The 23,412-nt window shown below is 35.7% G+C and carries 19 protein-coding genes and 1 tRNA gene; 11 read left to right on the forward strand and 9 right to left on the reverse strand.

Translation table 11 applies throughout. The features are described 5' to 3' along the window. The 4 genes from gldJ to M0051_RS02755 all read left to right on the forward strand — a co-directional run bounded on the left by gldJ (nucleotide 1) and on the right by M0051_RS02755 (nucleotide 3,723). Nucleotides 1-1,515: a gliding motility lipoprotein GldJ gene (gene gldJ, locus M0051_RS02740; RefSeq protein WP_306740006.1), complete on the forward strand. Its 1,515-nt coding sequence runs from the start codon at nucleotides 1-3 to the stop codon at nucleotides 1,513-1,515. 93 nt (nucleotides 1,516-1,608) lie between these two features. Further along, a complete protein-coding gene (gene murF, locus M0051_RS02745; protein WP_306740007.1) occupies nucleotides 1,609-2,898 on the forward strand; it encodes a UDP-N-acetylmuramoyl-tripeptide--D-alanyl-D-alanine ligase in 1,290 nt (429 codons plus the stop codon). 8 nt (nucleotides 2,899-2,906) lie between these two features. Next, nucleotides 2,907-3,227 carry a quaternary ammonium compound efflux SMR transporter SugE gene (gene sugE / locus M0051_RS02750; protein WP_120239751.1) on the forward strand — a complete coding sequence of 107 codons (321 nt, stop codon included), beginning with the start codon at nucleotides 2,907-2,909 and terminating at the stop codon, nucleotides 3,225-3,227. Between the two features lie 340 nt (nucleotides 3,228-3,567). After that, complete coding sequence (locus M0051_RS02755) at nucleotides 3,568-3,723, forward strand: hypothetical protein (RefSeq protein ID WP_306740008.1); 156 nt, start codon at nucleotides 3,568-3,570, stop codon at nucleotides 3,721-3,723. Between the two features lie 118 nt (nucleotides 3,724-3,841). On the opposite strand, the gene M0051_RS02760 is transcribed toward M0051_RS02755, so the two are convergent. From M0051_RS02760 to M0051_RS02785, 6 genes are all read right to left on the reverse strand, one after another. Beyond that, nucleotides 3,842-4,876 (reverse strand): glycosyltransferase family 2 protein, encoded by a 1,035-nt coding sequence (locus tag M0051_RS02760; protein WP_306740009.1) that lies wholly within the window; start codon nucleotides 4,874-4,876, stop codon nucleotides 3,842-3,844. Between the two features lie 91 nt (nucleotides 4,877-4,967). Next, entirely contained in the window at nucleotides 4,968-5,843 is an 876-nt protein-coding gene (locus M0051_RS02765; RefSeq protein WP_306740010.1) for a lysophospholipid acyltransferase family protein, read from the reverse strand. Nucleotides 5,844-5,868: 25 nt separating this feature from the next. Continuing rightward, nucleotides 5,869-6,669, reverse strand: a complete 801-nt coding sequence (locus tag M0051_RS02770) for an inositol monophosphatase family protein (RefSeq protein WP_306740011.1) — start codon at nucleotides 6,667-6,669, stop codon at nucleotides 5,869-5,871. Between the two features lie 219 nt (nucleotides 6,670-6,888). Further along, nucleotides 6,889-8,220 (reverse strand): tRNA (N(6)-L-threonylcarbamoyladenosine(37)-C(2))-methylthiotransferase MtaB, encoded by a 1,332-nt coding sequence (mtaB, locus tag M0051_RS02775; protein WP_306740012.1) that lies wholly within the window; start codon nucleotides 8,218-8,220, stop codon nucleotides 6,889-6,891. Nucleotides 8,221-8,355: 135 nt separating this feature from the next. Beyond that, on the reverse strand, nucleotides 8,356-9,261 hold the full coding sequence (locus M0051_RS02780) for a phosphatase (protein WP_306740013.1): 906 nt from the start codon (nucleotides 9,259-9,261) through the stop codon (nucleotides 8,356-8,358). Nucleotides 9,262-9,362: 101 nt separating this feature from the next. Then, nucleotides 9,363-10,694 carry a PhoH family protein gene (locus M0051_RS02785; protein WP_306740014.1) on the reverse strand — a complete coding sequence of 444 codons (1,332 nt, stop codon included), beginning with the start codon at nucleotides 10,692-10,694 and terminating at the stop codon, nucleotides 9,363-9,365. Nucleotides 10,695-10,963: 269 nt separating this feature from the next. Between M0051_RS02785 and M0051_RS02790 the strand changes: the two genes are divergently transcribed. From M0051_RS02790 to M0051_RS02800, 3 genes are all read left to right on the forward strand, one after another. After that, a complete protein-coding gene (locus M0051_RS02790; RefSeq protein WP_306740015.1) occupies nucleotides 10,964-12,250 on the forward strand; it encodes a folylpolyglutamate synthase/dihydrofolate synthase family protein in 1,287 nt (428 codons plus the stop codon). A gap of 59 nt (nucleotides 12,251-12,309) precedes the next feature. Next, nucleotides 12,310-12,384: transfer RNA gene (locus M0051_RS02795), tRNA-Val, on the forward strand. A 150-nt stretch (nucleotides 12,385-12,534) separates the two neighbouring features. Then, nucleotides 12,535-13,188 carry a redox-sensing transcriptional repressor Rex gene (locus tag M0051_RS02800; RefSeq protein ID WP_306740016.1) on the forward strand — a complete coding sequence of 218 codons (654 nt, stop codon included), beginning with the start codon at nucleotides 12,535-12,537 and terminating at the stop codon, nucleotides 13,186-13,188. Nucleotides 13,189-13,265: 77 nt separating this feature from the next. On the opposite strand, the gene M0051_RS02805 is transcribed toward M0051_RS02800, so the two are convergent. The 3 genes from M0051_RS02805 to M0051_RS02815 all read right to left on the reverse strand — a co-directional run bounded on the left by M0051_RS02805 (nucleotide 13,266) and on the right by M0051_RS02815 (nucleotide 16,346). Further along, complete coding sequence (locus M0051_RS02805; RefSeq protein ID WP_306740017.1) at nucleotides 13,266-13,514, reverse strand: DNA-binding protein; 249 nt, start codon at nucleotides 13,512-13,514, stop codon at nucleotides 13,266-13,268. A 104-nt stretch (nucleotides 13,515-13,618) separates the two neighbouring features. Further along, nucleotides 13,619-14,797 (reverse strand): PAS domain-containing sensor histidine kinase, encoded by a 1,179-nt coding sequence (locus M0051_RS02810; RefSeq protein ID WP_306740018.1) that lies wholly within the window; start codon nucleotides 14,795-14,797, stop codon nucleotides 13,619-13,621. Nucleotides 14,798-14,966: 169 nt separating this feature from the next. Next, nucleotides 14,967-16,346, reverse strand: a complete 1,380-nt coding sequence (locus tag M0051_RS02815; RefSeq protein ID WP_306740019.1) for a sigma-54 dependent transcriptional regulator — start codon at nucleotides 16,344-16,346, stop codon at nucleotides 14,967-14,969. 249 nt (nucleotides 16,347-16,595) lie between these two features. Between M0051_RS02815 and M0051_RS02820 the strand changes: the two genes are divergently transcribed. Genes M0051_RS02820 through M0051_RS02835 form a run of 4 tightly spaced genes read left to right on the forward strand, consistent with a single transcriptional unit; the run spans nucleotide 16,596 to nucleotide 23,392 of the window. Further along, nucleotides 16,596-17,846: an efflux RND transporter periplasmic adaptor subunit gene (locus tag M0051_RS02820; protein WP_306740020.1), complete on the forward strand. Its 1,251-nt coding sequence runs from the start codon at nucleotides 16,596-16,598 to the stop codon at nucleotides 17,844-17,846. A 4-nt stretch (nucleotides 17,847-17,850) separates the two neighbouring features. Then, the gene (locus M0051_RS02825; RefSeq protein ID WP_306740021.1) at nucleotides 17,851-20,199 is read left to right on the forward strand and encodes an ABC transporter permease; all 2,349 of its coding nucleotides are present in this window, start codon (nucleotides 17,851-17,853) and stop codon (nucleotides 20,197-20,199) included. 18 nt (nucleotides 20,200-20,217) lie between these two features. After that, nucleotides 20,218-20,901 carry an ABC transporter ATP-binding protein gene (locus tag M0051_RS02830; RefSeq protein ID WP_306740022.1) on the forward strand — a complete coding sequence of 228 codons (684 nt, stop codon included), beginning with the start codon at nucleotides 20,218-20,220 and terminating at the stop codon, nucleotides 20,899-20,901. A 52-nt stretch (nucleotides 20,902-20,953) separates the two neighbouring features. Beyond that, entirely contained in the window at nucleotides 20,954-23,392 is a 2,439-nt protein-coding gene (locus M0051_RS02835) for an ABC transporter permease (RefSeq protein WP_306740023.1), read from the forward strand. Nucleotides 23,393-23,412: the final 20 nt, after the last annotated feature.

A 23,412-nucleotide genomic window follows, 5' to 3' on the forward strand; every position in this document is an offset into this window, starting at 1 on the left:
ATGAAACTAAATTATAGCATAGTTATTGCTGTTTTTGCTGCTGGATTAATGATCTTCCCATCTTGTTCGAAGGTTAAGAATCTGGTAGGTAAGGGAGAAAAATCAAAAACCACGGGATGGGCATATAATGATCCTGACAATGGTGGTTTTGAATATCATAGCGGTTACGAACAGGCTACAGGTCCTGGACTAAAATTTGTCGAGGGTGGTACTTTTACGATGGGAAGAACCCAACAAGATGTAATGTACGATTGGAATAATGTACCTAGAAGAGTTACTGTTCCTTCTTTCTATATCGATGAAACAGAAGTTCGTAATGTTGATTATCTTGAATACTTACATTGGACCAAGAGAGTTTACGTTTCTTATCCTGAAGTTTATAAGAAAGCCTTGCCAGACACTTTGGTGTGGCGCGATGAGTTGGCTTACAACGAACCATACGTAAATAATTACCTACGTCATCCTGCTTATGCTGAATATCCAGTTGTTGGTGTATCTTGGGAGCAAGCTGTTGACTACTGCGAGTGGCGTACTGATCGTGTAAATGAACAAATTCTGATTGATAAGGGTATTTTAAATCCGGATCCAGCACAGAGAGATGAAAATAACTTTAATACAGAAGCATATTTAGCTGGACAGTATGAAGGTTCAGTAAACAAGAACTTGCCTGATTTAGATCCAGATAACGAAGAAAGACAAGTTCGTTGGACTGATGGTATTTTACTTCCTAAATACCGCCTGCCATCAGAAGCGGAATGGGAATATGCTGCAACGGCATTGATTGGAAACTCGGAAGAGGAAAGAATTACGGATAAAAGAATTTTCCCATGGGATGGTCACTGGGTGAGAAACGAGAACAAAAAAGTTCGTGGTAAGATGATGGCCAACTTTGCTCGCGGGCGAGGTGACTATATGGGTACTGCTGGTGCTTTGAATGATGCTGGTGACATAACAGCACCTGTAAATTCTTTCTGGCCAAACGACTATGGTTTGTATTGTATGGCTGGTAATGTTAGCGAATGGGTTGCTGATGTTTATCGTCCAATGTCGCCAGAAGATATTGCAGAATTTAATCCATATCGTGGTAACGTATTTAAAACAAAAGTACGCGACGAAGAAGGAAATATTGCTGAGAAAGATAGTTTAGGACGCATTCGTTACAGATTACAAAAAGATGAGGAATTGGTAGGACGTGAAAACTATAAGACTGCCGATAACCGTAACTATCGTGATGGTGATGTATCTTCAAGTATTGTTTCTGATTACGAATGGAACAATCCAGAGCATCAAACGCAAGGCTCAAGTCGCATGTATGTTCAAGGTAGAGGACAAGATGGTAGCGATTTTAGCTCTATGGTAACTGATAACTCTAGAGTATATAAGGGTGGTTCTTGGAAAGACAGAGCTTTCTGGTTGGCTCCAAGTGCTCGCAGATTCTTGGATCAGAAAGAAGCAAGAGATGATATTGGTTTCCGTTGTGCGATGACTCGCGTAGGTAGACCTACTAGAAAATAGAGAAGTAGTTTTCGAAATAAAACAAAACCCCATCCTATAAAAGGATGGGGTTTTTTATTAATTTCGTCATTCAAATATTACGAGACAATTCCAATGGAAAATTCTAAACTATACAGCTTATTTAAACAGTATCCAATTGTTGTTACTGATACAAGAAAGATTGTTCCCAATTCGATTTTCTTTGCATTGAAAGGGGCAAATTTTAACGGAAACAAGTTTGCCGAATCAGCAATTGAAAAAGGGTGTAAATATGCTGTGGTTGATGAAAAAGAATTTGCAGTAAATGATTCTTGTATTTTGGTTGATGATGTTTTGACTGAATTGCAGGATTTAGCCAGAGAGCACCGCAAGAATTTAGGAATTCCGATTTTGGCCATTACAGGTACCAATGGAAAAACTACAACCAAAGAATTGGTTAATGCTGTATTGAGCATGAAATACAAAACTTTTGCGACTCAAGGCAACTTTAACAATCATATAGGCGTGCCTTTAACATTGCTATCAATGACCGAGGAAACAGAATTTGGAGTTGTTGAGATGGGAGCAAATCACCCAGGAGAGATAAAGTTTTTGTGTGAGATAGCAGAGCCAAATTTTGGAATCATTACCAATGTTGGAAAAGCGCATTTGGAAGGTTTTGGTTCGTTCGAAGGGGTTAAGAAAACAAAGAAAGAACTGTATGATTACTTGCAGGGTAGAGGCAAGGTATTTGTGAATTGTGAGAATGATCATTTAATGGGAATGTTGAATGATCAGGAAATATATAGCTATGGCAATAGCGAAGAGGCCGATAGCAAAGCCAAGTTCCTACAAGCTGCACCTTATTTGGTATTGGAATTAAGATCGCCGAAAATTGGCAAGCTTTACATTAAAACCAAATTGATTGGTGGCTACAATTTCGAGAATGCATTGGCAGCCGTTACGGTAGGACGATATTTCGACATCAAGGAATCGGATATTAAAGTGGCCTTGGAGAACTACGAACCAAGCAATAATCGTTCGCAACTGAAGAAGACAGAAAAGAATGTTTTGTTTTTGGATGCATACAATGCCAACCCAACAAGTATGGGAGTTGCAGTGAACAATTTTGCCGATTTGCCAATGAAAAACAAGTTGGTGATTTTGGGAGACATGTTGGAATTGGGAGAAGATTCGGAAAAAGAGCATCAGCAATTAATTGATTTGTTGCAGAAGAGAGCTTTGGAGAATGTGTACCTGGTTGGCGATATTTTCTCGAAGGTGAATACCGAAAATCAGTTTAAAACATTTCTGTCGGCAGATGAGGTTGCTGCCATTCTGGAGAAAGAAGAGGTTAAGAACCATTACATCCTGATAAAGGGATCGAGAGGAATTCAGTTAGAGAAGTTGGTTGAAAAATTATAGAAATGGGAATAGCTTGGATTTATTTAATTGTAGCGGGATTATTTGAGGCCGTTTGGGCCATTGGATTAAAATATGCACAAGGATTCACGAAACTGTGGCCAAGTGTAATCACCATTGTAGCTATGGGCATTAGTTTGTACTTTTTAGCTTTGGCCATTAAAAATTTACCAGTTGGTACGGCCTATGCGGTTTGGACCGGGATAGGAGCTTTATCAACTGCAGTACTGGGAATCGTTTTGTTTGGAGAGCCTGTTCATTTCTCTCGTATATTCTTTATGCTCCTTTTGCTGGTTGCCATTATTGGATTGAAGTTTACGGCTACAACTTGATTTAATGAATAAAAGTTTAAACGCAAAGACTCCAAGACACAAAATAATAATCTTCAACCATTACAGATTATAAAATTTCGCGTCTTAGTGCCTTAATGTTTCAATCCTGTTATCTTTTGTACCTACCTGGTTGAGACACTTGTTCTTTTAAAGATACTTTGTTTGTAATGTATTGCAATACATGCTTATAGTGTTGCTGTAGTGACTTTATGTATTATTATGTACCCCATCTGGAAAGCTTCAACCGAGCGGCGGAAAACCTCAACCGAGTGGCGGAAGATTGCAACCGAGTGGCGGAAGATTGCAACCGAGCGGCGGAAAACCTCGACCGAGCGGCGGAATGCTTCAACCGAGCACCGGAAGATTAAAACCGAGCAGTGGAAAACTTCAACCTGAAGATGGAAAATTGCAACCGTTTGGCAAAAAGCTGCAACACGATGAAGGAAGATTACAACCGAGTGATGGAAGATTACAAATAGGCAGCGGATTATTGTAACACATCAGTTCTAAAGCTTAACCAGTGGTTTGGGTATGGCAAAATTCTCTCTGACTGTCATAGCCAAGCATACGAGCATTAAAAATTATCAGGAAATTAAAGCAAGCAGATTGAATTGCTATGCATTAAGTTGCTGTTCAATCTCAGAATACTTTTTCTTCGATCTGAGAAAGTAATCGAAAATGATGCTATTGCAGTAAATTTCTTTGTGATGATTCTTACTTACAAGAGGCAGTAACTCTTTACGCTTTTTACGGAATTGGCCAATCATGCCATAGAATGACATGTGTGCTTTAAATACGGCTGCAAAGTTGGCAAATTCGCCACCCAGCAAGAATTTAAAAGCAGCAACACCATCTAACACCATACGGTAAAAGAATGTGGATATGAAATTATTGGATGGCAGGTTTTTGTACAACATCAACAGGTTGTTGCGGAAATTTAGAAACAACTTTCGCGAACTGTGGTTGGGAAGGGTTGCTCCGCCAACATGGTAAACCGTCGAGCTGGTGTCGCAAATGATTCTGTGGCCCTGGTTTTTAATACGCCAGCACAAGTCGATTTCTTCCATGTGCGCAAAGAAATCTCCATCTAAACCACCTGTATTCTTGTAGATATCGGCCCTGATAAACAAGGCAGCACCGCTGGCCCACAGCACATCAATGTTGTTATTGTATTGGGAAGTGTCTTCCTCTATGGTATCAAGAATTCTACCTCGGCAAAATGGATATCCCAAATAATCGATAAAACCTCCTGCAGCACCGGCATACTCAAAACCCGACTTGTTGTGATAAGCTTTAATTTTTGGTTGAGCAGCAGCAATATCAGCATTGTTCTCAAACTGCTGGTAAATGGAATCTAACCAGTTTTCGCTTACCTCTACATCCGAGTTTAGCAGAACAAAGTATTCATGATCGAGTTGAGCCAAAGCTCTGTTGTATCCTTCTGCAAAACCATAGTTTTTATCCAATTGAATCAATCTGATATCAGGATATTCCTGCTCAAGAAATGCAATGGAATCGTCAGTAGAGGCGTTATCAGCCACAATTACTTCGGCCCATTCTCTTTTAGAGTGGCCTACAACTGAAGGAAGGAACTGTTTCAAAAGTTCTTTGCCATTCCAATTTAGTATTACAATTCCAATTCTATTCATTTCTTTTAAAAATATCTATAAATCAGTAACTCTATTGTTTTGTTGACTGACTACTATTAACTGATCATTGTTTACTGATTACTGCTCCCTGTTAACTGTCTTTCTTGTGCTTCCAACGCTTGTGCGACCACAACCAGTATGCAGGATTCTCCTGAATGATTTCTTCTAAAACCCGAGTGTGTTTTTCTGTAATTTCATTGTCTTTAGCCTCTTTAGGGTTATCGAACAATGGGATGAAATCAACCTCGTAATATCCTCGTTTTACCTTTTGCATATTACAAAATACAACAGCCTGATCCAATTTCTTGGCAATACGCTCGGTCCCTTGCAAAATCGGTGTATCCTGATTTAAAAATTTGGTCCAGTAATGAATGCTATTTTTGTTGGGAGTTTGATCGCCAAGAAAAACAGTAACGGTAAATTCTTTTTCGCTTCTATACCTTAGCATGGTTCGCAAGGTATCATCTTTCGGAAGCGTTTTGGCGCCAAATCGTTCTCTTAATTGAATGTATAATTTATCGAAAACCTTATTGTGAAGAGGTTTGTAAATCGGAAGCAAATTAACATCTTTCCAAGCTGGAAAGGAAGTCATCCATTCCCAATTACCATAGTGACCAAGAATAGCCATTACGCTTTTGCCAGATTCTTTGTACTGATTGAAAAAATCAGGTTGTAGGAACTTACATCTTTTTTTAATTTCCTTCTCGCTTATGGTCCATAGTTTAATGGTTTCAATGAAGCTATCGCAGAAATGCGAGAAGAATTCTCTTCCTATTTTTCTAATCTCCTTATCAGATTTCTCGGGAAAGGCATTCTTTAAATTCGTATGAACAACCTGCTTGCGATACCCCACAACATGGTACACAATAAAGAAAATAATATCAGAAAAGATATAGAGTACTGGCAATGGCAAATAACTTAATAGCTTTATAAAACCATATGCGATATAGGAAAAAAACTTAGTCATGTTATCAGATCAATAAAAAAGAGAATTATTTGAGCATGTACTTTTGCACCACCGATTTAAATTCTTCCTGAACCAAACCGTTTGATGCAATGATTTCTTTTCCGAAGATGTAATCATCGCCTCCTTTAAAGTCGCAAACCGCTCCACCAGCTTGTTTCACAAGGAAAGAACCAGCTGCAACATCCCAGGCCTGAAGGCTGTATTCGTAAAAAGCTTCGAATCTACCGCAGGCAACATAGGCCAAATCGGTAGCCGCAGAACCAGGACGACGAACACCATGAGAATTCAGGATGAAATACTCCAATGTTGCCATGAAGTTCTTAAGCAAATCGTAATCGTAGTAAGGAAAACCTGTAGCAATTAAGGACGCATCAACCGTTTTTGCCTTAGAAACATGAATTGCATTGCCATTTAGAAAAGCACCATCGGCACCTTTCCACGAGTAAAAGCATTCGTCAAGGCTAATTTCGTAAACCACACCCAAAACAATCTCATCGTTTTCCTGCAAGGCAATGCTTACAGCAAAAGGAGAGAATCCATGAATGTAATTGGTTGTTCCGTCAAGCGGATCGATAATCCAATTGTAACGATCGGCACGATAGGTTTCCGTTCCTTCTTCGGCAATAAAACCAGCTTCGGGAAGAATCTTCTTCAATTCGGTAACAATTAACTCTTCGGCTGTTTTGTCGACGTAGGTAACAAAATCGTGCATGCCTTTGGTTTCAACAACATCGGCTTTAATTTTATTCTGTTGCTCTTTTATAAAAGCACCAGCTTTTTTAGCGATTTCGTTGGTTTTTAAACACAAATCTTCCAATTGGTTCATGATAAATGCGATTGGTAGTGATTTAAAATTGATAATTTACCTCAAAGCTAATATCATTTATCCAGATATTCGAATCAAGACTTAAAATCTTTGTAGTGGAACATATGATAGTGCCTAAAATACTTAAAGTTGATATTGCCAAGTGCTTTACAATTAAAAGACGGATTGTTACAAGCTTAAATACTATTAACTTAAAGTACTTTCAACTTTTAATTCCTATTAAATAATCGGTCTAAAACTAAACTCTGCCTCATTTAACAATTTAGCATCAACATGAGCTTTTTCGTTAATGTTTACAAGCTGAACTTTTGCCAACTGATTACTCAGATTTTGGTTGTAAGGAATTTCTACCTTGATGTAATTTTCGGTGAATCCGTACATTTTACCATTGTCGTTGTATCCTTCAAACAAAACTTCAAGTTTTTCGTTCAGGTGTTCCTGATAAAAAGCTCTTAGTTTTTTATCGGATAAGATCTGGAACATTTTAGCACGACGTTTTCTCTCTTCAACAGGCACCGATTCTTTAATTTCAAGCGCCTTTGTACCTTGTCTTTCCGAGTAAGGAAATACATGAAGTTGACTAATTGGCAATTCGTTGATGAATTTATAAGCATCGTTGAAATCTTCTTCGCTTTCGCCACGGCTACCAGCAATCACATCAACACCAATAAAAGCATCGGGAAGCAATGATTTGATTTTCTCGATACGTTGAGCGAACAACTCTCTGTCGTATCTTCTCTTCATCAACTTCAGAACCTTGTTCGATCCTGCTTGTAATGGAATGTGGAAGTGATTTACAAATTTTTTCGAACCGGCAACGAAATCAATAATGTCATTGCTCAACAAGTTCGGTTCTATGGATGAAATTCTGAAACGTTCAATGCCTTCTACTTTTTCCAACTCTTTAATCAGATCCAAGAATGTCTCATTGGTACTTTTACCAAAATCACCAATGTTAACACCTGTAAGTATAATTTCTTTTGCACCTTCGGCAGCAACCTTTTCGGCTTGCTTTACCGTGTCGGCAATGCTGTTGTTTCTGCTACGTCCTCTTGCATAAGGAATGGTACAGTAAGTACAGAAGTAATTGCAACCATCCTGAATTTTTAGGAAGCATCTGGTTCTGTCGCCCATCGAGTAGGATGAGTGAAAATCTTTTACCGATTCTACCTCGCAAGGCTGTAGGTCTCCAGTTCCTTTCTTCTCAAGGTGATCGATATACTTATGAATATTGAATTTTTCGTTCGCACCTAAAACCAAATCAACACCTGGAATCTCAAGAATTTCCTTTGGTTTTAGTTGAGCGTAACAACCAATAACCGCAACAAATGCATTTGGATTGGTTTTAATTACTTTCTTAATGGCTTGTCGACATTTTTTATCGGCCTGATCGGTTACCGAACAAGTATTGATTACATAGATATCAGCTTTTTCTGTCATCTTCACCGTTTCGAAGCCCATGTCCTTAAATGATCTACCTATGGTCGAAGTTTCCGAAAAATTCAATTTGCATCCTAATGTATAAAATGCAACAGTTTTACCTTGCAACATATTCTTTCCCTCTGCTGATTATTAAATTATTGCGATAAAAAAAGAACTGAAACAATTAGAATTGAATCAGTTCTATATTATTACAAATAAAATAGTTTGCAAATTTATAAAAAGAATTAGGTTTTAAGGTAATTCTTAACTAATAAGAAGCCGGTTCGACTTATATTCTTTGTAAAGTTGATGAACAATACCATCTGAAACACCAATTTTAGGTACATGAATTGTTTCGGCTTTTGCCCATTCCATTACGCTTAAGAAGATTGTTGCAGCAGGAATAATTACATCAGCCCTGTCGGGATTCATATTGTAATTAATCATTAACTCTTCGTGCGAGTATTGTTTTAAATCGTAGAAGATGCCTTTCAATTCCTTATAGCTGATATGCTTCTCTTTTCTTGGTGTAGCAAGTTTTACTAAGCGGTTGATATTACCTCCGGAACCAATAATCTCGATATTTTCACAGTTTGGGCAAATGTCTAACAAGCATTCTTTAATTCGGATAAACTCACCTTTTGGTACACAATCTTTAAGGATTTTAATGGTTCCAACATTAAAGGAAGCCGAGAAGGTGCAAATGCCTTTCGAGAATAAAGTGATTTCGGTACTGCCACCACCAACATCAACATACAGGTAATCTTTATCAGGCTCTAAAGTATCTGCAATTTTATTGTCGAAGATGATACTGGCTTCTTCCTTACCATCAATTATATCAATTTTAATATCTGATTCGTCTTCAATTCGTTTAATGATTTCAGGTCCGTTAGCGGCTTCACGCATGGCTGAAGTGGCACATGCACGATAATTAACAACTTCATGCACTTCCATCAAATGACGAAAAGCTTTCATCGATTTAATCAATTTCTCACCTTTTATCGGAGATATAAATTTATCTATGAAAGTATCGGTTCCCAAACGAATAGGAACCCTGATTAATGATGATTTCTTAAAATGCGTATTTTCGCCTTCCTCAAACACATTCATAAACAGTAATCGGATGGCATTCGATCCGATGTCTATGGCAGCAAATTTCATTATTTTCATACGCGGTGGATTTGATTTTAATTTTGGTTAAAAGCTTCAAATCATCTCATGCTTTCTCTAATCAATTTAAAAGATTTTTGGCAGTAATGCAACTGTTATACTTACAGTAAGTTACTTGCTAATTCAGCCAAGTGACTTCTTTCACCTTTCAATAAGTTTACATGAGCAAAAATATCTTGACCTTTCATCCTGTCTGATAAGTATGCCAAGCCATTTGATTTTTTATCCAAATATGGTGAATCAATCTGCTCAATATCGCCAGTGAAAATCATTTTGGTTCCTTCGCCAGCTCTGGTAATTACCGTTTTTATTTCATGTGGAGTCAGATTTTGTGCTTCATCAACAATGAAATAAGTGTTTGACAAACTTCTACCTCGAATATAGGCCAATGGTGTAATTTGTAGCTTTTCTTCTTTCAGAAGTTCGTCTATTTTAAGATATTCCTTACTGTGAAGATTAAACTTATGCTTGATTACACTTAAGTTATCAAACAATGGTTGCATGTAAGGACCAATTTTTTCTTTTGCATCGCCGGGAAGATATCCTAAATCTTTATTTGCCAGGGCAACAATTGGTCTTGCCAAAAATATCTGATCGTACATATCGTGTTGAGCAAGAGCCGAGGCCAAGGCCAAAAGGGTTTTACCGGTACCTGCTTTACCAGTTAAGGCCACTAAGGTAATTTTAGGATCTAATAGGGCATTCATCGAAAAGGTTTGTTCTGCATTTCGCGGATAAATGCCATAAGCGTTAGGCTTTTCAACTCGAGTAACTATCTTTTCAACCGGATCGTAATGTGCCAGAGCACTAGAAGAATTTCCTTTCAAAATAAAGTACTCATGACCTGATTTAAGCAAGTCAACTCCAAATTCTTCCTCGGGAATGCCTTCGTGACTTTTGTAGAGAGATGAAATTTTCTCATCATCAAAATTTTCAAGAGTCGTAATGCCAAGATTCATTACATCATCTAAATCTTGAACCTGGTCGTTTTTGTAATCTTCAGCAAGTATACCTAGCGACTTGGCTTTCATTCTAAGATTAATGTCCTTCGTTACAAGGATTACTTTTTTGCGCTTGTATTGTTTAAAAATGTGTTCAGCTATTGCTAAGATTCTGTGATCTGGAATATTTTCATGAAACGATGCTTTCATTGTAGGAGAGAATTCCTTCCCTGTTTCAATAAAAAGTGTTCCTAAACCTTTGCCAAGCTTAGCACCATCTTTAAAAAGGTTATCGCCCGAAATTCTATCAAGTTCTCTTGTGAATTCTCTGGCATGAAAATTTATCTGATCATTTCCTTTTTTAAATTTATCCAACTCTTCGAGAACCGTAATTGGAATAACAACATCGTTCTCTTCAAAATTATAAATTGAATTAAAGTCGTGCAGGATAACGTTTGTATCCAAAACGAAAATCTTTTTGAGTTTTGCCATATTGGGTGTTGTTAGAGGTTAATTTCGACCATTCGATGTAGTCGAGTTACAATTGCGATTTAAAAACTGTTTCAACTTAAATTGGTTAGACTTCGGTTTCTGGTTATAAATCAGCGTGTAAGGTTTTTTTTCTTTTGAAATATTCAAATATTACAGTCTTTAATACTTTTAATTTAGCAAAAAATATAGGAAAATCATGCTATGAAATATTTTTTTAAGAATTTTTACTCTTCTTTGCAAAAGATTTAAAATCAGTAAAGATTTTTAAAATGACTTATCAGGAAACACTAGACTATATGTTCACTCAGCTACCTATGTACCAGCGTACAGGGAAAGCTGCTTATAAAGCTAATCTGGATAATACATTGGCTTTAGATGCATACTTTAATCATCCACATAAAAAATTTAAGACTGTTCATGTTGCAGGAACAAATGGAAAAGGATCTGTATCTCATTCTATTGCATCGGTATTGCAAAAGTCAGGTTTAAAGGTTGGTTTGTATACATCACCACACTTGCGTGATTTTAGAGAGAGAATCAAGATTAATGGCCAAATGATTTCAGAATCTGCAGTAGTGGATTTTATTGCTAACCATAAGGATAAGTTCGAAGAGTTAAAGCCATCATTTTTTGAAATGACGGTTGCATTAGCTTTTAAATATTTTGCATTAGAAGAAGTTGACATTGCTGTTATTGAGGTTGGCTTGGGAGGAAGACTAGACTCTACCAATATTATTTCTCCGATGGTTTCGGTTATCACCAATATTAGTAAGGATCATACCAATCTATTAGGAAATGATATTTGTGACATTGCTAAAGAAAAGGCTGGCATCATTAAAGCTGGAGTACCTGTGGTGATAGGAGAGCGACAGGACTTTGTTGAAGATGTTTTTAAAGATATTGCACGGGAAAGGGAATCAAAAATTCTTTTTGTTGAGGATATTTATGAGTTTAGAAACGCTAAAATTACTGCTGGTAAGCAAGAGATAAGTTTCTTTTCTGTGAAACAGGAAGAAGAGGTTCGGATTGAATGTGATTTACTTGGAAAATATCAGCAGAAAAATATCAGAACTGCCATTTGTGCATTGGAGCAACTAAATAATCAAGGTATTCCTATTTCTGATGAGAATATTTATTCAGGACTTTCACAAATAGTAAAGGAAACAGGATTATTAGGGCGTTGGCAAGTTTTGCAGGAAAATCCAAAGGTAATTTGTGATACAGGTCATAATGCAGCTGGAATTAGAGAAATAATTGAGCAAATTAGCATGACTGATTACAGAAAATTAAATGTTGTTTTTGGCTTGGTAGATGATAAAAATACTGATGAAGTATTAAGCTTAATGCCTAAAGAAGCACATTATTATTTTACTCGTGCAAATATTCCAAGAGCATTAAATGAGAAGAAACTTCAGGAGCTTGCAAGGGCTTATGATTTAAGGGGAGAAACCTACTCTACAGTAGCTGAGGCATTGAATGTAGCGAAGTTAAATTCTGAAAAAGAAGATATGATTTTTGTTGGAGGTAGCACATTTGTTGTCGCGGAGGTTGTATAAACAAAAGCAAAAAAAATATTGCATCATAAAAATTTCTGTTTATATTTGCACCCGCAGAGGGGCGATTAGCTCAGTTGGTTCAGAGCACTTGGTTTACACCCAAGGGGTCATAAGTTCGAATCTTATATCGCCCACATTTTATTTGTTTAGTTGTAAAAACTAGCAAGTTATCCCCGGCGCCAAAAAATCATTTTTTTAGTAATACGTAAAAAAATCAATAAGGAAATTTTTCTTTAATAAAAACTTCTTTATTTTTGTCTTGATTTTGGTATAAGAAATTCACTATGGTTCAATATTCTAAAAAATTTCAGGCGGTTCCAGAACCAACTATTAGACGTATGCCTTCATATTTAGCATTTGCAGAAGGTTTGTTGCGTAAAGGTCAGCAATTTGTGTCATCAACTCAAATTGCAAATTATATGAACATAGACCCTACGCAGGTCACAAAAGATTTATCTTACACTACAATAGTTGGTAAAACCAGAGTTGGATACGAGGTGAAAGCGATTGTAGATGTTTTATCGGAATTTCTTGGTTTTTCGGTAATGGATAATGCATTCCTTGTAGGTGCAGGTTCGCTGGGATCAGCTTTACTACACGATAGTGGATTAAATCATTTTGGATTAAAAATTGAGGCTGCTTTTGATATAAATCCAGCGACTATAGGTCGAAAGATTAATGATGTTGAGGTTTTTCATATTGATCAGTTTAGAGATTTAGCACAAGAATTGAATGTGATCATGGGGATTATAACTGTTCCTGCTGAAAATGCACAAACTGTAGCTGACCTGATGGTAGCGTGGGGAATTAAAGCAATTTGGAACTTTACTCCGGCAAGAATTAAGGTGCCTGATGATATCATTGTTCAGAATACAACCTTGTATTCGAACCTTGCAATTATTTTTAACAAACTACACCAGGAAAAGAGAGAAGAATAAATATCGGTGATATAATAAAAAAGGGTTTTGATGATATTCAAAACCCTTTTTTATTTATTTGATGTCAAATTCCCTTATTAGGCATTCTCCAAAATACGGAAAGCGTGATCTAAAATTGTAGTATCATCGAGTTCAACAATCCCTCCATTCGGGCCTTGTTCAACATGGATTCCAGTACTTTTACCTTCATCAAAATTTGTTCCACCAAAATAATTTCTAACTGTTTCTACGTTTAATTGTAAATCTTTCGCAATCCTTTGCATGCTGCCATCTGGCAAACGATCCTTAATTTGTCTTAGCTCATTAAATGTGATTGTCTTAGTCATATGCTGTATATTTTATTAAGGGTTAGAAATATATTTGCCCTTTAAATTTAATGAAAGAATTTCTTAAATTAAAATTATTAGAATGTTAATTCTTACAGCATTAATTAAAAAGTTAAGGTAAAACTGGTTCGTTCGTCAGGCACAGAATGGGCTGTAATGGTACCTCCATGCAGACGTAAGATTTGTTTTGAAAGACTCAATCCAATTCCTGAGCCTTTCGGTTTTGTTGTAAAGAACGGAATAAAGACTTTGTCCAAAACTTCTTTAATAATTCCTTGTCCATTGTCATTAACCTGAATTGAAATTCTGCCTCTGGTATTCATATAGGCCTTTAATTCAATTCTAGGATTTTCGGTATGTTCAACTGCATGAATCGAGTTTTTAATCAAGTTGATTAATACTTGTTCAATTAATTGCTCATCGGCCGAAAGTTCTATGGATTCTGGATTAATGCTTATTTCACATTCAATACCATTTCGCTTGATTTCTTCCTCCATTAATCGATGAATGTTATCGAATAACTTTTGAACCTGGAAAATGCTAAAATTAGGCTTAGGAATTTTCGTAAGATTACGATAGGTATCTACAAAATGAAGAAGTCCTGAACTTCTTTTGTGAATGGTCTCCAAAGCCATTTTTACTTCGTTAAGCGTTTCCAAATCCTGCTCTTCGAAACGATTTGTATTGTTTTCACCAAAATCATCAAGAATGGTGGTTAGGGTTGTAGATAAAGATGAAATTGGGGTTATTGAATTCATGATCTCATGTGTCAGTACTCGGATTAGTTTTTGCCAAGATTCTATTTCTTGCTCCTCCAATTCGTACTGAATATTCTTTATAGAAACCAAAATTACCTGACGATTATTGATCTTAAATTCGGTTGCGTAAACAGCTAATTGTAAAATGTCGTCGTTATCATTAACCTTTATCAGTGTGTTTTCACCATGCTTTAAGCTTAGTAAGGAATCTACTAAATCAGGACTAAAAGTTTTTAAATCCTGAATCATTTTAAGATTACTAATCTGAAACAGTTTTTTAGAGGCATTGTTAATCATCTCCACCTTTCCATCGCGATGAAAAGCTATTAAACTAATACCAATGTGTTGAATAACGGTTTGCAGGTAAAAGTAATGTTCCTCTTTTTCAGCCCTTATTTTTTGAAAATCAGTTATTACCGCATTAAATGACTCTTGTAGTTTATCAAAAGAACTGCCTAATCCTTGTACTTGAAAATTTCGGGTAAAATCTGAATATCGAATAGATTCCAGAAAATTTTTAAGCAAACGGTTAGTTTTCTCAACGTACCTAATTATCTCGTAAACTTGATAAATTATGGCAATAAAAGTCAAGCTCGCCGTAAAGTATAAACTTTTTTGGGCGACTAGATAAAATAGCAGGAATATCGTTGCTGATAGAACGATAATCCTGATAATAAAGTTAATTCGGAAGCTTTTATAAACCATATTTTTCTAATCTTCGGTATAGAGAGGTTCTTGTTAAACCAAGTTCGCCTGCTGCTTTAGATATGTTTCCTTTATTTGTTTTTAACACTTTTTGAATGATATTTTTCTCTACCTCTTCGAGATTGTAGGAATCAAATTCAACATCATCTTGCTGGCTTCTATCCATACTTATCTGAAAGTCGGATGGTTCCAGGTTTTTATCATCAGCCATAATAACGGCTCTTTCCATTTGGTGCTGAAGCTCACGAACATTACCTGGCCAACCGTAATCGTATAGTTTATTGATACAAGCTTTTGATAAAGGACTTATTCTCTTCTTGTACTTCTTCGAATAGATTTCAAGGAAATGATTTGCCAGTAAAGGAATGTCTTCATAACGCTCACGAAGTGGTGGAAGATCGATTTCTACTGTATTTATTCTATAAAGTAAATCTTGTCGATACTTCTCTTCTGATGCCATTTGTTTTAAAGGCATATTGGTAGCACAAATCAAGCGAATGTCGATTGGAATTGGTTTGTTCGATCCAACTCTAATCACCTCTCTTCTTTCTAAAACCGTAAGAAGTTTAGCTTGCATTGGCAAACTTAAGTTACCAATCTCATCAAGGAAAAGTGTACCTCCCGAAGCAATTTCAAATCTTCCAGGTCTATCAGCTCTGGCATCGGTAAAAGCTCCTTTAACATGACCGAAAAGTTCGCTTTCAAACAAGTTTTCATTAATCGATCCAAGATCCACACTAACGAATACTTCATCTTTTCGACTCGAGTTTCTGTGAAGAGCTCTTGCAACCAATTCTTTTCCAGTTCCATTTTCACCCAAAATCAATACGTTGGCATCGGTTTTTGAGACCTTGGTAATGGTTTGGAATACCTGTTGCATTTCAGGAGATGTACCAATAAAATCGTTAAATGGCTGATCGAGAACAGCATTTAATTCTTTTTGTTTTGTTTTAAGTTCGCTAACCTCTTCTTTGGATTTGCGCAACTTAATGGCTGAAGATATGGTAGCTAGCAATTTTTCATTTTGCCAAGGTTTAAGAATAAAGTCTGTAGCTCCGGCCTTTATTGCTTTTACTGATTTTTCAATATCTCCGTAGGCAGTAATGAACAAGACTACTGCTCTTGGATCGATTTCAAGTATTTTGTTTAGCCAATGATAACCTTCCTGACCACTAATTGCATCTTTTGTGAAGTTCATGTCTAAAAGAATAACATCGTATTCTTCTTGCTTCATAAGTTTAGGGATCATTTCAGGATCGGATTCAGTATGTATTAATTCTACATGCTGCTTTAAAAGTAGTTTAAGTGAAAACAATATATCCTCATTGTCATCAATGGCCAATATTTTTCCGCTTTTTTGCACTGTCATAATATCTATTAATTTGTAGGTTCTATATATTTTGTTTAAATCTGGACTCAAGTTATTACTAAAATTTCAGAAATAAAAAAATGCTGTACGTAATCGAACAGTTTGTGTATTAATTTCGTTCAAACTTTGGACATGTTTTCGGTAGTAATTTGTTTTAAGTTATTGTGATTCAGTTTTAAATTGTGTTTGGCATGAAAGTGGTTATTATTAGGGCGTGTTTGAAAAAGGTATATAACAAGTCAAAAAAATATGGATAGAATTATTGAGAAGAAACCATGGTATCTTCGTAAGAAAAATTGGTACCTGGCTATCGGCGTAATTGCCATTATTATTCTCTACTCAGCATTTTTAGGAACATCAGGATTAAGTTTTAGAGTAGATGAAGAAACACTTTCAATTGCTGATGTTAAAAACGATTATTTTCAGGAGTACATTTCCAGAACTGGTACAGTAAATCCAATAACAACGGTTTATCTGGATGCAATTGAAGGAGGTCGGGTAGAAGAGATTTTACTGGAAGAAGGTAGCATGGTGAGAAAAGGAGATGTTATTCTTCGTCTTAGCAATTCGGAATTGAATTTGCAGATCCTGAATTCGGAAGCGGCTTTTACTGAGCAGGTTAATAGATTAAGAGATACTCGTCTGAGTATGGAACAAGATCGATTAAATATTAAGCGCAACTTGCTGGATATTGATTTGAATTTAACGAAGAGCAAAAGACAATATACTCGAAACAAAACTTTTTTTGAGAAAGATCTAATTGCACAAGAAGAATTTGAGGCATCAAGAGATGATTATTTTTATCACAAAAAAGTACGAGATTTACTATTGGAGCGTCAAAAGACTGATTCGCTTTCCAGAACCATTCAAATTGAAAGGCTGGAATCGAACTTGAAAAAGATGGAAGATAACCTGGATTTGGTACGAGAAAAGTTGCAAAATTTGAATGTAAAAGCACCTGTTAGTGGTCAGTTAGGAGCATTAAATGCTGAACTTGGAGAATCTAAATCAAAAGGACAGAGGCTTGGACAGGTAAATGTGCTTGATAATTACAAGATAAATGCAATGGTTGATGAACTTTATATTGCTAGATTAAATAAAGGATTAAATGCTAGTTTTAAATTTAATGGCAAAGAATATCAATTGATCGTATCGAAAGTGTATCCTGAGGTTAGAAATGGACAATTTGAAATTGATTTAAAATTTGCTAGCGAATTGCCTAATGGAATTAGAACTGGTCAAACTTTCAGAACAAAAATAGAATTAGGAGAACCAAGAGAAGCGCTTTTGATACCAAGAGGAGGATTTTTTCAAAGCACTGGTGGACAATGGATATTTGTCGTAGACCCATCGGGAGAATTTGCCGTAAGAAGAGAGATTAAGTTAGGAAATCAGAATCCGAGATATTATGAGGTTTTAGAAGGCTTGGAGCCAGGTGAAAAGGTAATAACAAATAGTTATGAACTTTATGGTGAATCTGAGAAATTACTTTTAAAGTAAACTGATGATTAAAATTTTACTCAATACTGTTGTTCGTAATTTGTACAAGCAAAAAGTGTATTCTATAGTTAATATTTTAGGGTTAGCTACAGGAGTTACTTGTACTCTTTTGATACTAATTTGGGTAAATTATGAGCTTAGTTTTGACAACTACCATAAGGATATTGAAAGGATTTATACGGTTTATGAAAATCAAAAGTACGCGGATGGAGATGTTTTTTCAGTGTATTCTACTCCAAGTCCTCTAGCAGCATCATTCAAGGAAGAATATCCTGAGGTTGAATATGCCTCGAGGTTGGTAAGTACATGGGGACAATTGGTTTTGTCTGCTAATGGAAAAACCTTTGTCGAAACTGGTGGAAAAATTGTTGATCCGGATTTCTTTAAAATATTCTCTATACCTGTTTTGTATGGTGATTATATTAGTCCTTTGTCGAATGAAAGTACAATTGTTTTAAGCCGAAGATTATCTGAAAAACTTTTTGGGGACATTGATCCCATAGGATTAAGTATTGAGATCAATTCAAACTATCAATTTATAGTTGGTGCAGTAGTAGAAAATGCACCTGAAAATTCTTCAATACATTACGATTTTTTTCTTCCATTCAAATTTTTTAAAGAATATTGGGAGTATGATTTAAGTGATTGGGAAGCAAACTCATTTCATACATTCATAAAGTTAAAAGATGGGGCCAATAGTGAATATTTGGCTGAAAATATAAAGCATCATGTGCGTCAGAGAATTCCATATTCTAACGTAGAGTTGGATTTGCAAGCATTTGAGAAATATCATTTGTATTCGATTAGCAAAAACAAAGCTGGTCCAATTTGGTATGTTCAGGTGTTTTTATTGGTTGCAGTACTAATACTTTTGATAGCTTGTTTTAATTATATGAATTTGGCTACTGCTCGTTCTGAGAGAAGAGCAAGAGAAGTTGCAATTCGAAAAGTAGTGGGAGCTCAAAGACGCGGATTGGTTGGTCTGTTTTTAACCGAGTCGATAGTTTTTACAACCATCGCACTAGGATTGGGCATAGTGCTCGTAGAGTTATTATTGCCTGTTTTTAGTGATCTTACCAATAGAACGTTGACATTAAATCTAGGAAATCTGAAGTTTTTAATCGCAGTAGTTTTAATAGTTCTAAGCACTGGGGTTTTATCTGGGAGTTATCCAGCACTTTTCCTTTCATCCTTTTTACCAATTCTGGTGATAAGAGGTGTGTTTAGGCAAGATTCAGCCATGCTGCGAAAGGTGTTGGTAATTATCCAATTTACCATGTCAATTGCTCTTTTTATATGCACTTGTGTGATATATAAGCAACTTAATTTTTTACAAGATTCAGATGTTGGTTATAATAAAGACAATATAGTGTATATTGAAATGCTGGATGACTTTTATGAAGAATATTCAGAGCTAAAAGGGGAGTTATTGAAAATCCCAGGAGTTCATTGGGTAACAGCAGCCAACCAAATGCCAGTGAATTTTAGAAATTCGACATGGGATGTAAATTGGCCCAATAAATTGGAGGATTCAGAGGATGTTCTGTTTCAACTATCCTTTGTCGATTTTGATTTCATAGAAACATTTGAAATGGATGTGATACAAGGACGTGGTTTTTCCAAACAGTTTGGAGAAGACACCTTGAAATTCATAATAAATGAGTCTGCGGCCGAAAAGATGGGTATGGTTTACACTATCGGCGAAAAAATAAGTCTTTGGAATTATACTGGAGAGGTAATTGGGATAGTAAAGGATTTTAATTTTAATAGTTTACAGGTTGGCGTTGATCCTTTGATAATGATGAGGAATCCAAGTTCTTTTAAATATATAGGAATTAGGGTTGGTGAAGATAAAGATCCAATAATCAATAGAATAAGAAAAGTTTGGAATCAGAAGTTTTCGCATATTCCATTCAATTATAGATTATTAGAAGAAGATTTTGATTATTTCTATCAAGCGGAATCAAGAATGGGGAAATTGTTTGCCTCATTTACTGCAATTGCATTTATTATTTCTAGTCTTGGATTATTTGGTCTGGTTTCATTTATCACCGAAAATAAAGCCAAAGAGGTGGCATTACGAAAAGTATTTGGAGCTAATGTTGACAATGTATTCAGGTTGCTGTATAAAGAAATTTTAAGGTGGATTGTTTTATCAATTGCTATTGCGTGGATCATATCATTTTTTGCCATGGAATGGTGGTTAAATGGATTTGCCTACAGAATTGAAATTGGGATTGGAATATTTGTTCTAGCAGCGGTTCTGTCGCTTTTAATAGCATTTTTAACCATTTACAGGCAGATATCATGTTTGGTTAAAATTGCTCCTGCACACGTTTTGAAATACGAATAAATTATAAATAAAAAGGCTATGATTAAAACTAAAAATTTAATAAAAATTTTTCGAACAGATGAGGTGGAAACCACAGCTCTTAATAATGTAAATTTAGAGATTAGTGAAGGTGAATTTGTTGCCATTATGGGACCTTCGGGATGTGGAAAATCTACGTTATTAAATATTATTGGTTTGCTGGATAATCCAAGTCAAGGAGAGTTGCATTTTAATGGATATCAGGTAGAAAATTATACAGAGCGTCAAAGAACTAACTTAAGAAAGGAAAATATTGGTTTTGTATTTCAAAGCTTTAACCTAATTGATGAGTTAACTGTCTTTGAAAACGTAGAATTGCCTTTGCTTTATATGAAAGTGTCAGGTTCTGAAAGAAAAAGACGAGTGAATGAGGCATTGGAAAGAATGAATATTGCTCATAGAGCAAAACATTTTCCTCAGCAGTTATCTGGAGGTCAGCAACAAAGAGTAGCAATAGCAAGGGCTGTAATTTCAAACCCTAAATTAATACTTGCCGATGAACCTACTGGTAATCTGGATTCGGCAAACGGAGAAGAGGTTATGAACCTGTTAACTCAACTAAACGAGGAAGGAACGACCATTATCATGGTTACTCACTCACCATCGGATGCAGATAGAAGTCATAGAATAATTCAATTGTTTGATGGTCATATAGTGACAGAAAATATGAGACAAAAATTATAAACCCCCAAGGCTATAAAACCCCACATCTACTTGTTTCATTAATAGAATTGCTATGCTTAAAAATTTCTTAATCACTATTATTCGAAATTTTAATCGAAATAAGTTTTATACAGTCCTAAATGTAATTGGATTGTCTGTGGGATTGATATGTGCAATTCTTATTGTGCTATTTATACAAGAGGAATTATCCTACGATAAGTACAATGTGAATCATAAGAGAATTGTAAGACTGGGATCTGATTTTACACTTAATGGCAAACGTGACAGGGTTGCTACATCACCCATGCCTTTTGGGCCAACTTTCAAACAAGAATTTCCAGAAGTAGAGGATTTTGTTAGAATTCATGGATCCGGGCGACAGCAATTCCGATACGAAGACACAGAATTTTATGAAGAAAGAATTGCGTACATTGATTCAAGCGTCTTTAAGGTTTTTAGCTATAATTTAATTCAAGGTAATCCTGATAAGGCACTAACTGAGCCATACACCATTGTTTTAAATGAAACTTTGGCCAAGAAGTATTTTGGTGATGAGGACCCAATAGGAAAAGTTTTAATTGTTGGAGAGAATAGCTCTTATACTGTTACGGGTGTAATGGAAGATGTTCCGAGAAACAGTCACTTTAAATTTCGTGGATTTTACTCTATGAAAACTCTTGAATCTATTCGTGGCGCAGAGGAATTTAATAGTACTGAACCAATTACATTTTGGAGTTTTAGTAATTACACTTTCTTATTGTTGAAAGAGAATACAAATATAGATGCACTACAATCTAAATTTCCTCTGTATTACAATAAGTATATGAAAGCATTGGGCGATCAATTGGGGGTAGAATACAAGCTAATTGTTCAAAAACTTGCAGATATTCACTTAAAGTCAGACCTAGAATGGGATGCGCCAACAGGAAATATTAAATACATATTTATATTATCAGCCATAGCCTTTTTTATTTTATCGATTGCAGGGATCAATTATATGAATATGGCAACAGCTCGTTCATCAAAACGAGCAAGGGAAGTTGGTGTCAGAAAAGTTGTAGGTGCCCATCGTGATACTTTAATTCGACAGTTTTTGATGGAGAGTTTATCGCTGACAATTTTGGCATTGATGATTGCATTAATTGTTGTTGAGTTAATATTGCCACTATTTAATTCTCTGGTAGATAAAGATTTATCACTTTCTATTAGTGAATCTCCTGAGATATTGGTGTTTAGTGTAGTATTGGCGTTAGTATTGGGAATCGTTTCTGGTAGTTATCCTGCTTTTTATCTTTCATCTTTTCGTCCGGCTACCATATTAAAAGGTTCTACCATAAAAGGAAAAGCTGGAGGATTACTTCGAAAGCTTTTGGTCATTTCACAGTTTACAGTTTCAGCCATAATGATAAGTGGAACTATAGTTGTTGGAGTGCAGCTAAACTATATGAATAATAAAGATATGGGGTTTAGTAAAGAGGATGTATTGGTTAGTATTGTTAGAGATTCACTAATGCGCACCAAAATTGAACCTTTAAAGGATGAATTGCGGAAAAGTCCAAATATAAACTCGATAGCAACTTCAAATACGCTCATAGGATTTGATGGTTCAAAAACTGTGCATCTATATGAGGGAGAAGAAGGAATGGAGCAATATGCACTTAATTTTAGTGTAATTGATTTCGATTACCTGGATATGATGCAAATGAAGATCATGCAAGGTAGGAAATTTAACAGGAAAATTGCTTCGGATACCAGTAGTGCATTTATTGTAAATCAATCGGCTGCAAGAAAGTTTAATTGGAACGAAAAAGCGGTTGGTAAAAAATTACAATTGGGTGTTGAATTGGAAGGTGAAGAAGATGATGATGGTATAATGAAAGGAGAGGTGGTTGGTGTAGTTGCAGACTTTCACTATCGACCTTTGCGTGAAAATATAGAGCCAATCAATTTTTTGGTAAGTGAAAATCCTCGTCATCGCAGAGTTTTGTACGTAAAACTAAATCAGGAAAATAGAGAGGAGAGCATAAAATATATTGAAAGCGTTTGGAATAAATTTAGTCCAAACATGGCCTTTAATTATTTCTTTTTGGATGATAGGTTAAGAGAGAATTATGATTCTGAAGTAAGATTAACCTGGATATTTTCCATCTTTTCGCTGTTGAGTATTTTAATTGCATCGCTTGGATTGTTTGGACTGTCTTCGTTTATGGCAGAACAAAGAACCAAAGAACTTGGTATTCGAAAAGTTCTTGGAGCCTCTGTAAAACAATTGGTCAATCTTTTAACAAAGGAGTTTGTGCGTTTAATCTTTATCGCAAATGTTCTTGCCATTCCGATTACATATTGGGCCATGAATTCTTGGCTAAACGATTTTTCATATCGTATTCAAATTAGTTGGTGGATATTTCTTCTTACACTAATTGTATCCTTGGTGATCGGTGTATTTACTGTTTCGTGGCAATCGTACAGAGCTGCTTCTGCCGATCCGGTAAATGCAATTAAATATGAATAACTATAATTAACCTAAAACCT

Origin of the sequence: Marinifilum sp. D714 (assembly GCF_030851345.1) — a bacterium.
Lineage (GTDB): Bacteria > Bacteroidota > Bacteroidia > Bacteroidales > Marinifilaceae > Marinifilum.

Excerpts from the sequence above, each read along its gene's own strand:
- M0051_RS02785 (WP_306740014.1), bottom strand. The coding sequence starts at position 10,694 with ATGGCAAAACTCAAAAAGATTTTCGTTTTGGATACAAACGTTATCCTG.
- M0051_RS02755 (WP_306740008.1), top strand. The coding sequence starts at position 3,568 with ATGCTTCAACCGAGCACCGGAAGATTAAAACCGAGCAGTGGAAAACTT.
- M0051_RS02790 (WP_306740015.1), top strand. The coding sequence starts at position 10,964 with ATGACTTATCAGGAAACACTAGACTATATGTTCACTCAGCTACCTATG.
- M0051_RS02780 (WP_306740013.1), bottom strand. The coding sequence starts at position 9,261 with ATGAAAATAATGAAATTTGCTGCCATAGACATCGGATCGAATGCCATC.
- M0051_RS02765 (WP_306740010.1), bottom strand. The coding sequence starts at position 5,843 with ATGACTAAGTTTTTTTCCTATATCGCATATGGTTTTATAAAGCTATTA.
- M0051_RS02815 (WP_306740019.1), bottom strand. The coding sequence starts at position 16,346 with ATGACAGTGCAAAAAAGCGGAAAAATATTGGCCATTGATGACAATGAG.
- M0051_RS02800 (WP_306740016.1), top strand. The coding sequence starts at position 12,535 with ATGGTTCAATATTCTAAAAAATTTCAGGCGGTTCCAGAACCAACTATT.
- M0051_RS02830 (WP_306740022.1), top strand. The coding sequence starts at position 20,218 with ATGATTAAAACTAAAAATTTAATAAAAATTTTTCGAACAGATGAGGTG.
- M0051_RS02770 (WP_306740011.1), bottom strand. The coding sequence starts at position 6,669 with ATGAACCAATTGGAAGATTTGTGTTTAAAAACCAACGAAATCGCTAAA.
- gldJ (WP_306740006.1), top strand. The coding sequence starts at position 1 with ATGAAACTAAATTATAGCATAGTTATTGCTGTTTTTGCTGCTGGATTA.
- M0051_RS02760 (WP_306740009.1), bottom strand. The coding sequence starts at position 4,876 with ATGAATAGAATTGGAATTGTAATACTAAATTGGAATGGCAAAGAACTT.
- M0051_RS02805 (WP_306740017.1), bottom strand. The coding sequence starts at position 13,514 with ATGACTAAGACAATCACATTTAATGAGCTAAGACAAATTAAGGATCGT.
- M0051_RS02835 (WP_306740023.1), top strand. The coding sequence starts at position 20,954 with ATGCTTAAAAATTTCTTAATCACTATTATTCGAAATTTTAATCGAAAT.
- M0051_RS02820 (WP_306740020.1), top strand. The coding sequence starts at position 16,596 with ATGGATAGAATTATTGAGAAGAAACCATGGTATCTTCGTAAGAAAAAT.
- M0051_RS02825 (WP_306740021.1), top strand. The coding sequence starts at position 17,851 with ATGATTAAAATTTTACTCAATACTGTTGTTCGTAATTTGTACAAGCAA.
- mtaB (WP_306740012.1), bottom strand. The coding sequence starts at position 8,220 with ATGTTGCAAGGTAAAACTGTTGCATTTTATACATTAGGATGCAAATTG.
- murF (WP_306740007.1), top strand. The coding sequence starts at position 1,609 with ATGGAAAATTCTAAACTATACAGCTTATTTAAACAGTATCCAATTGTT.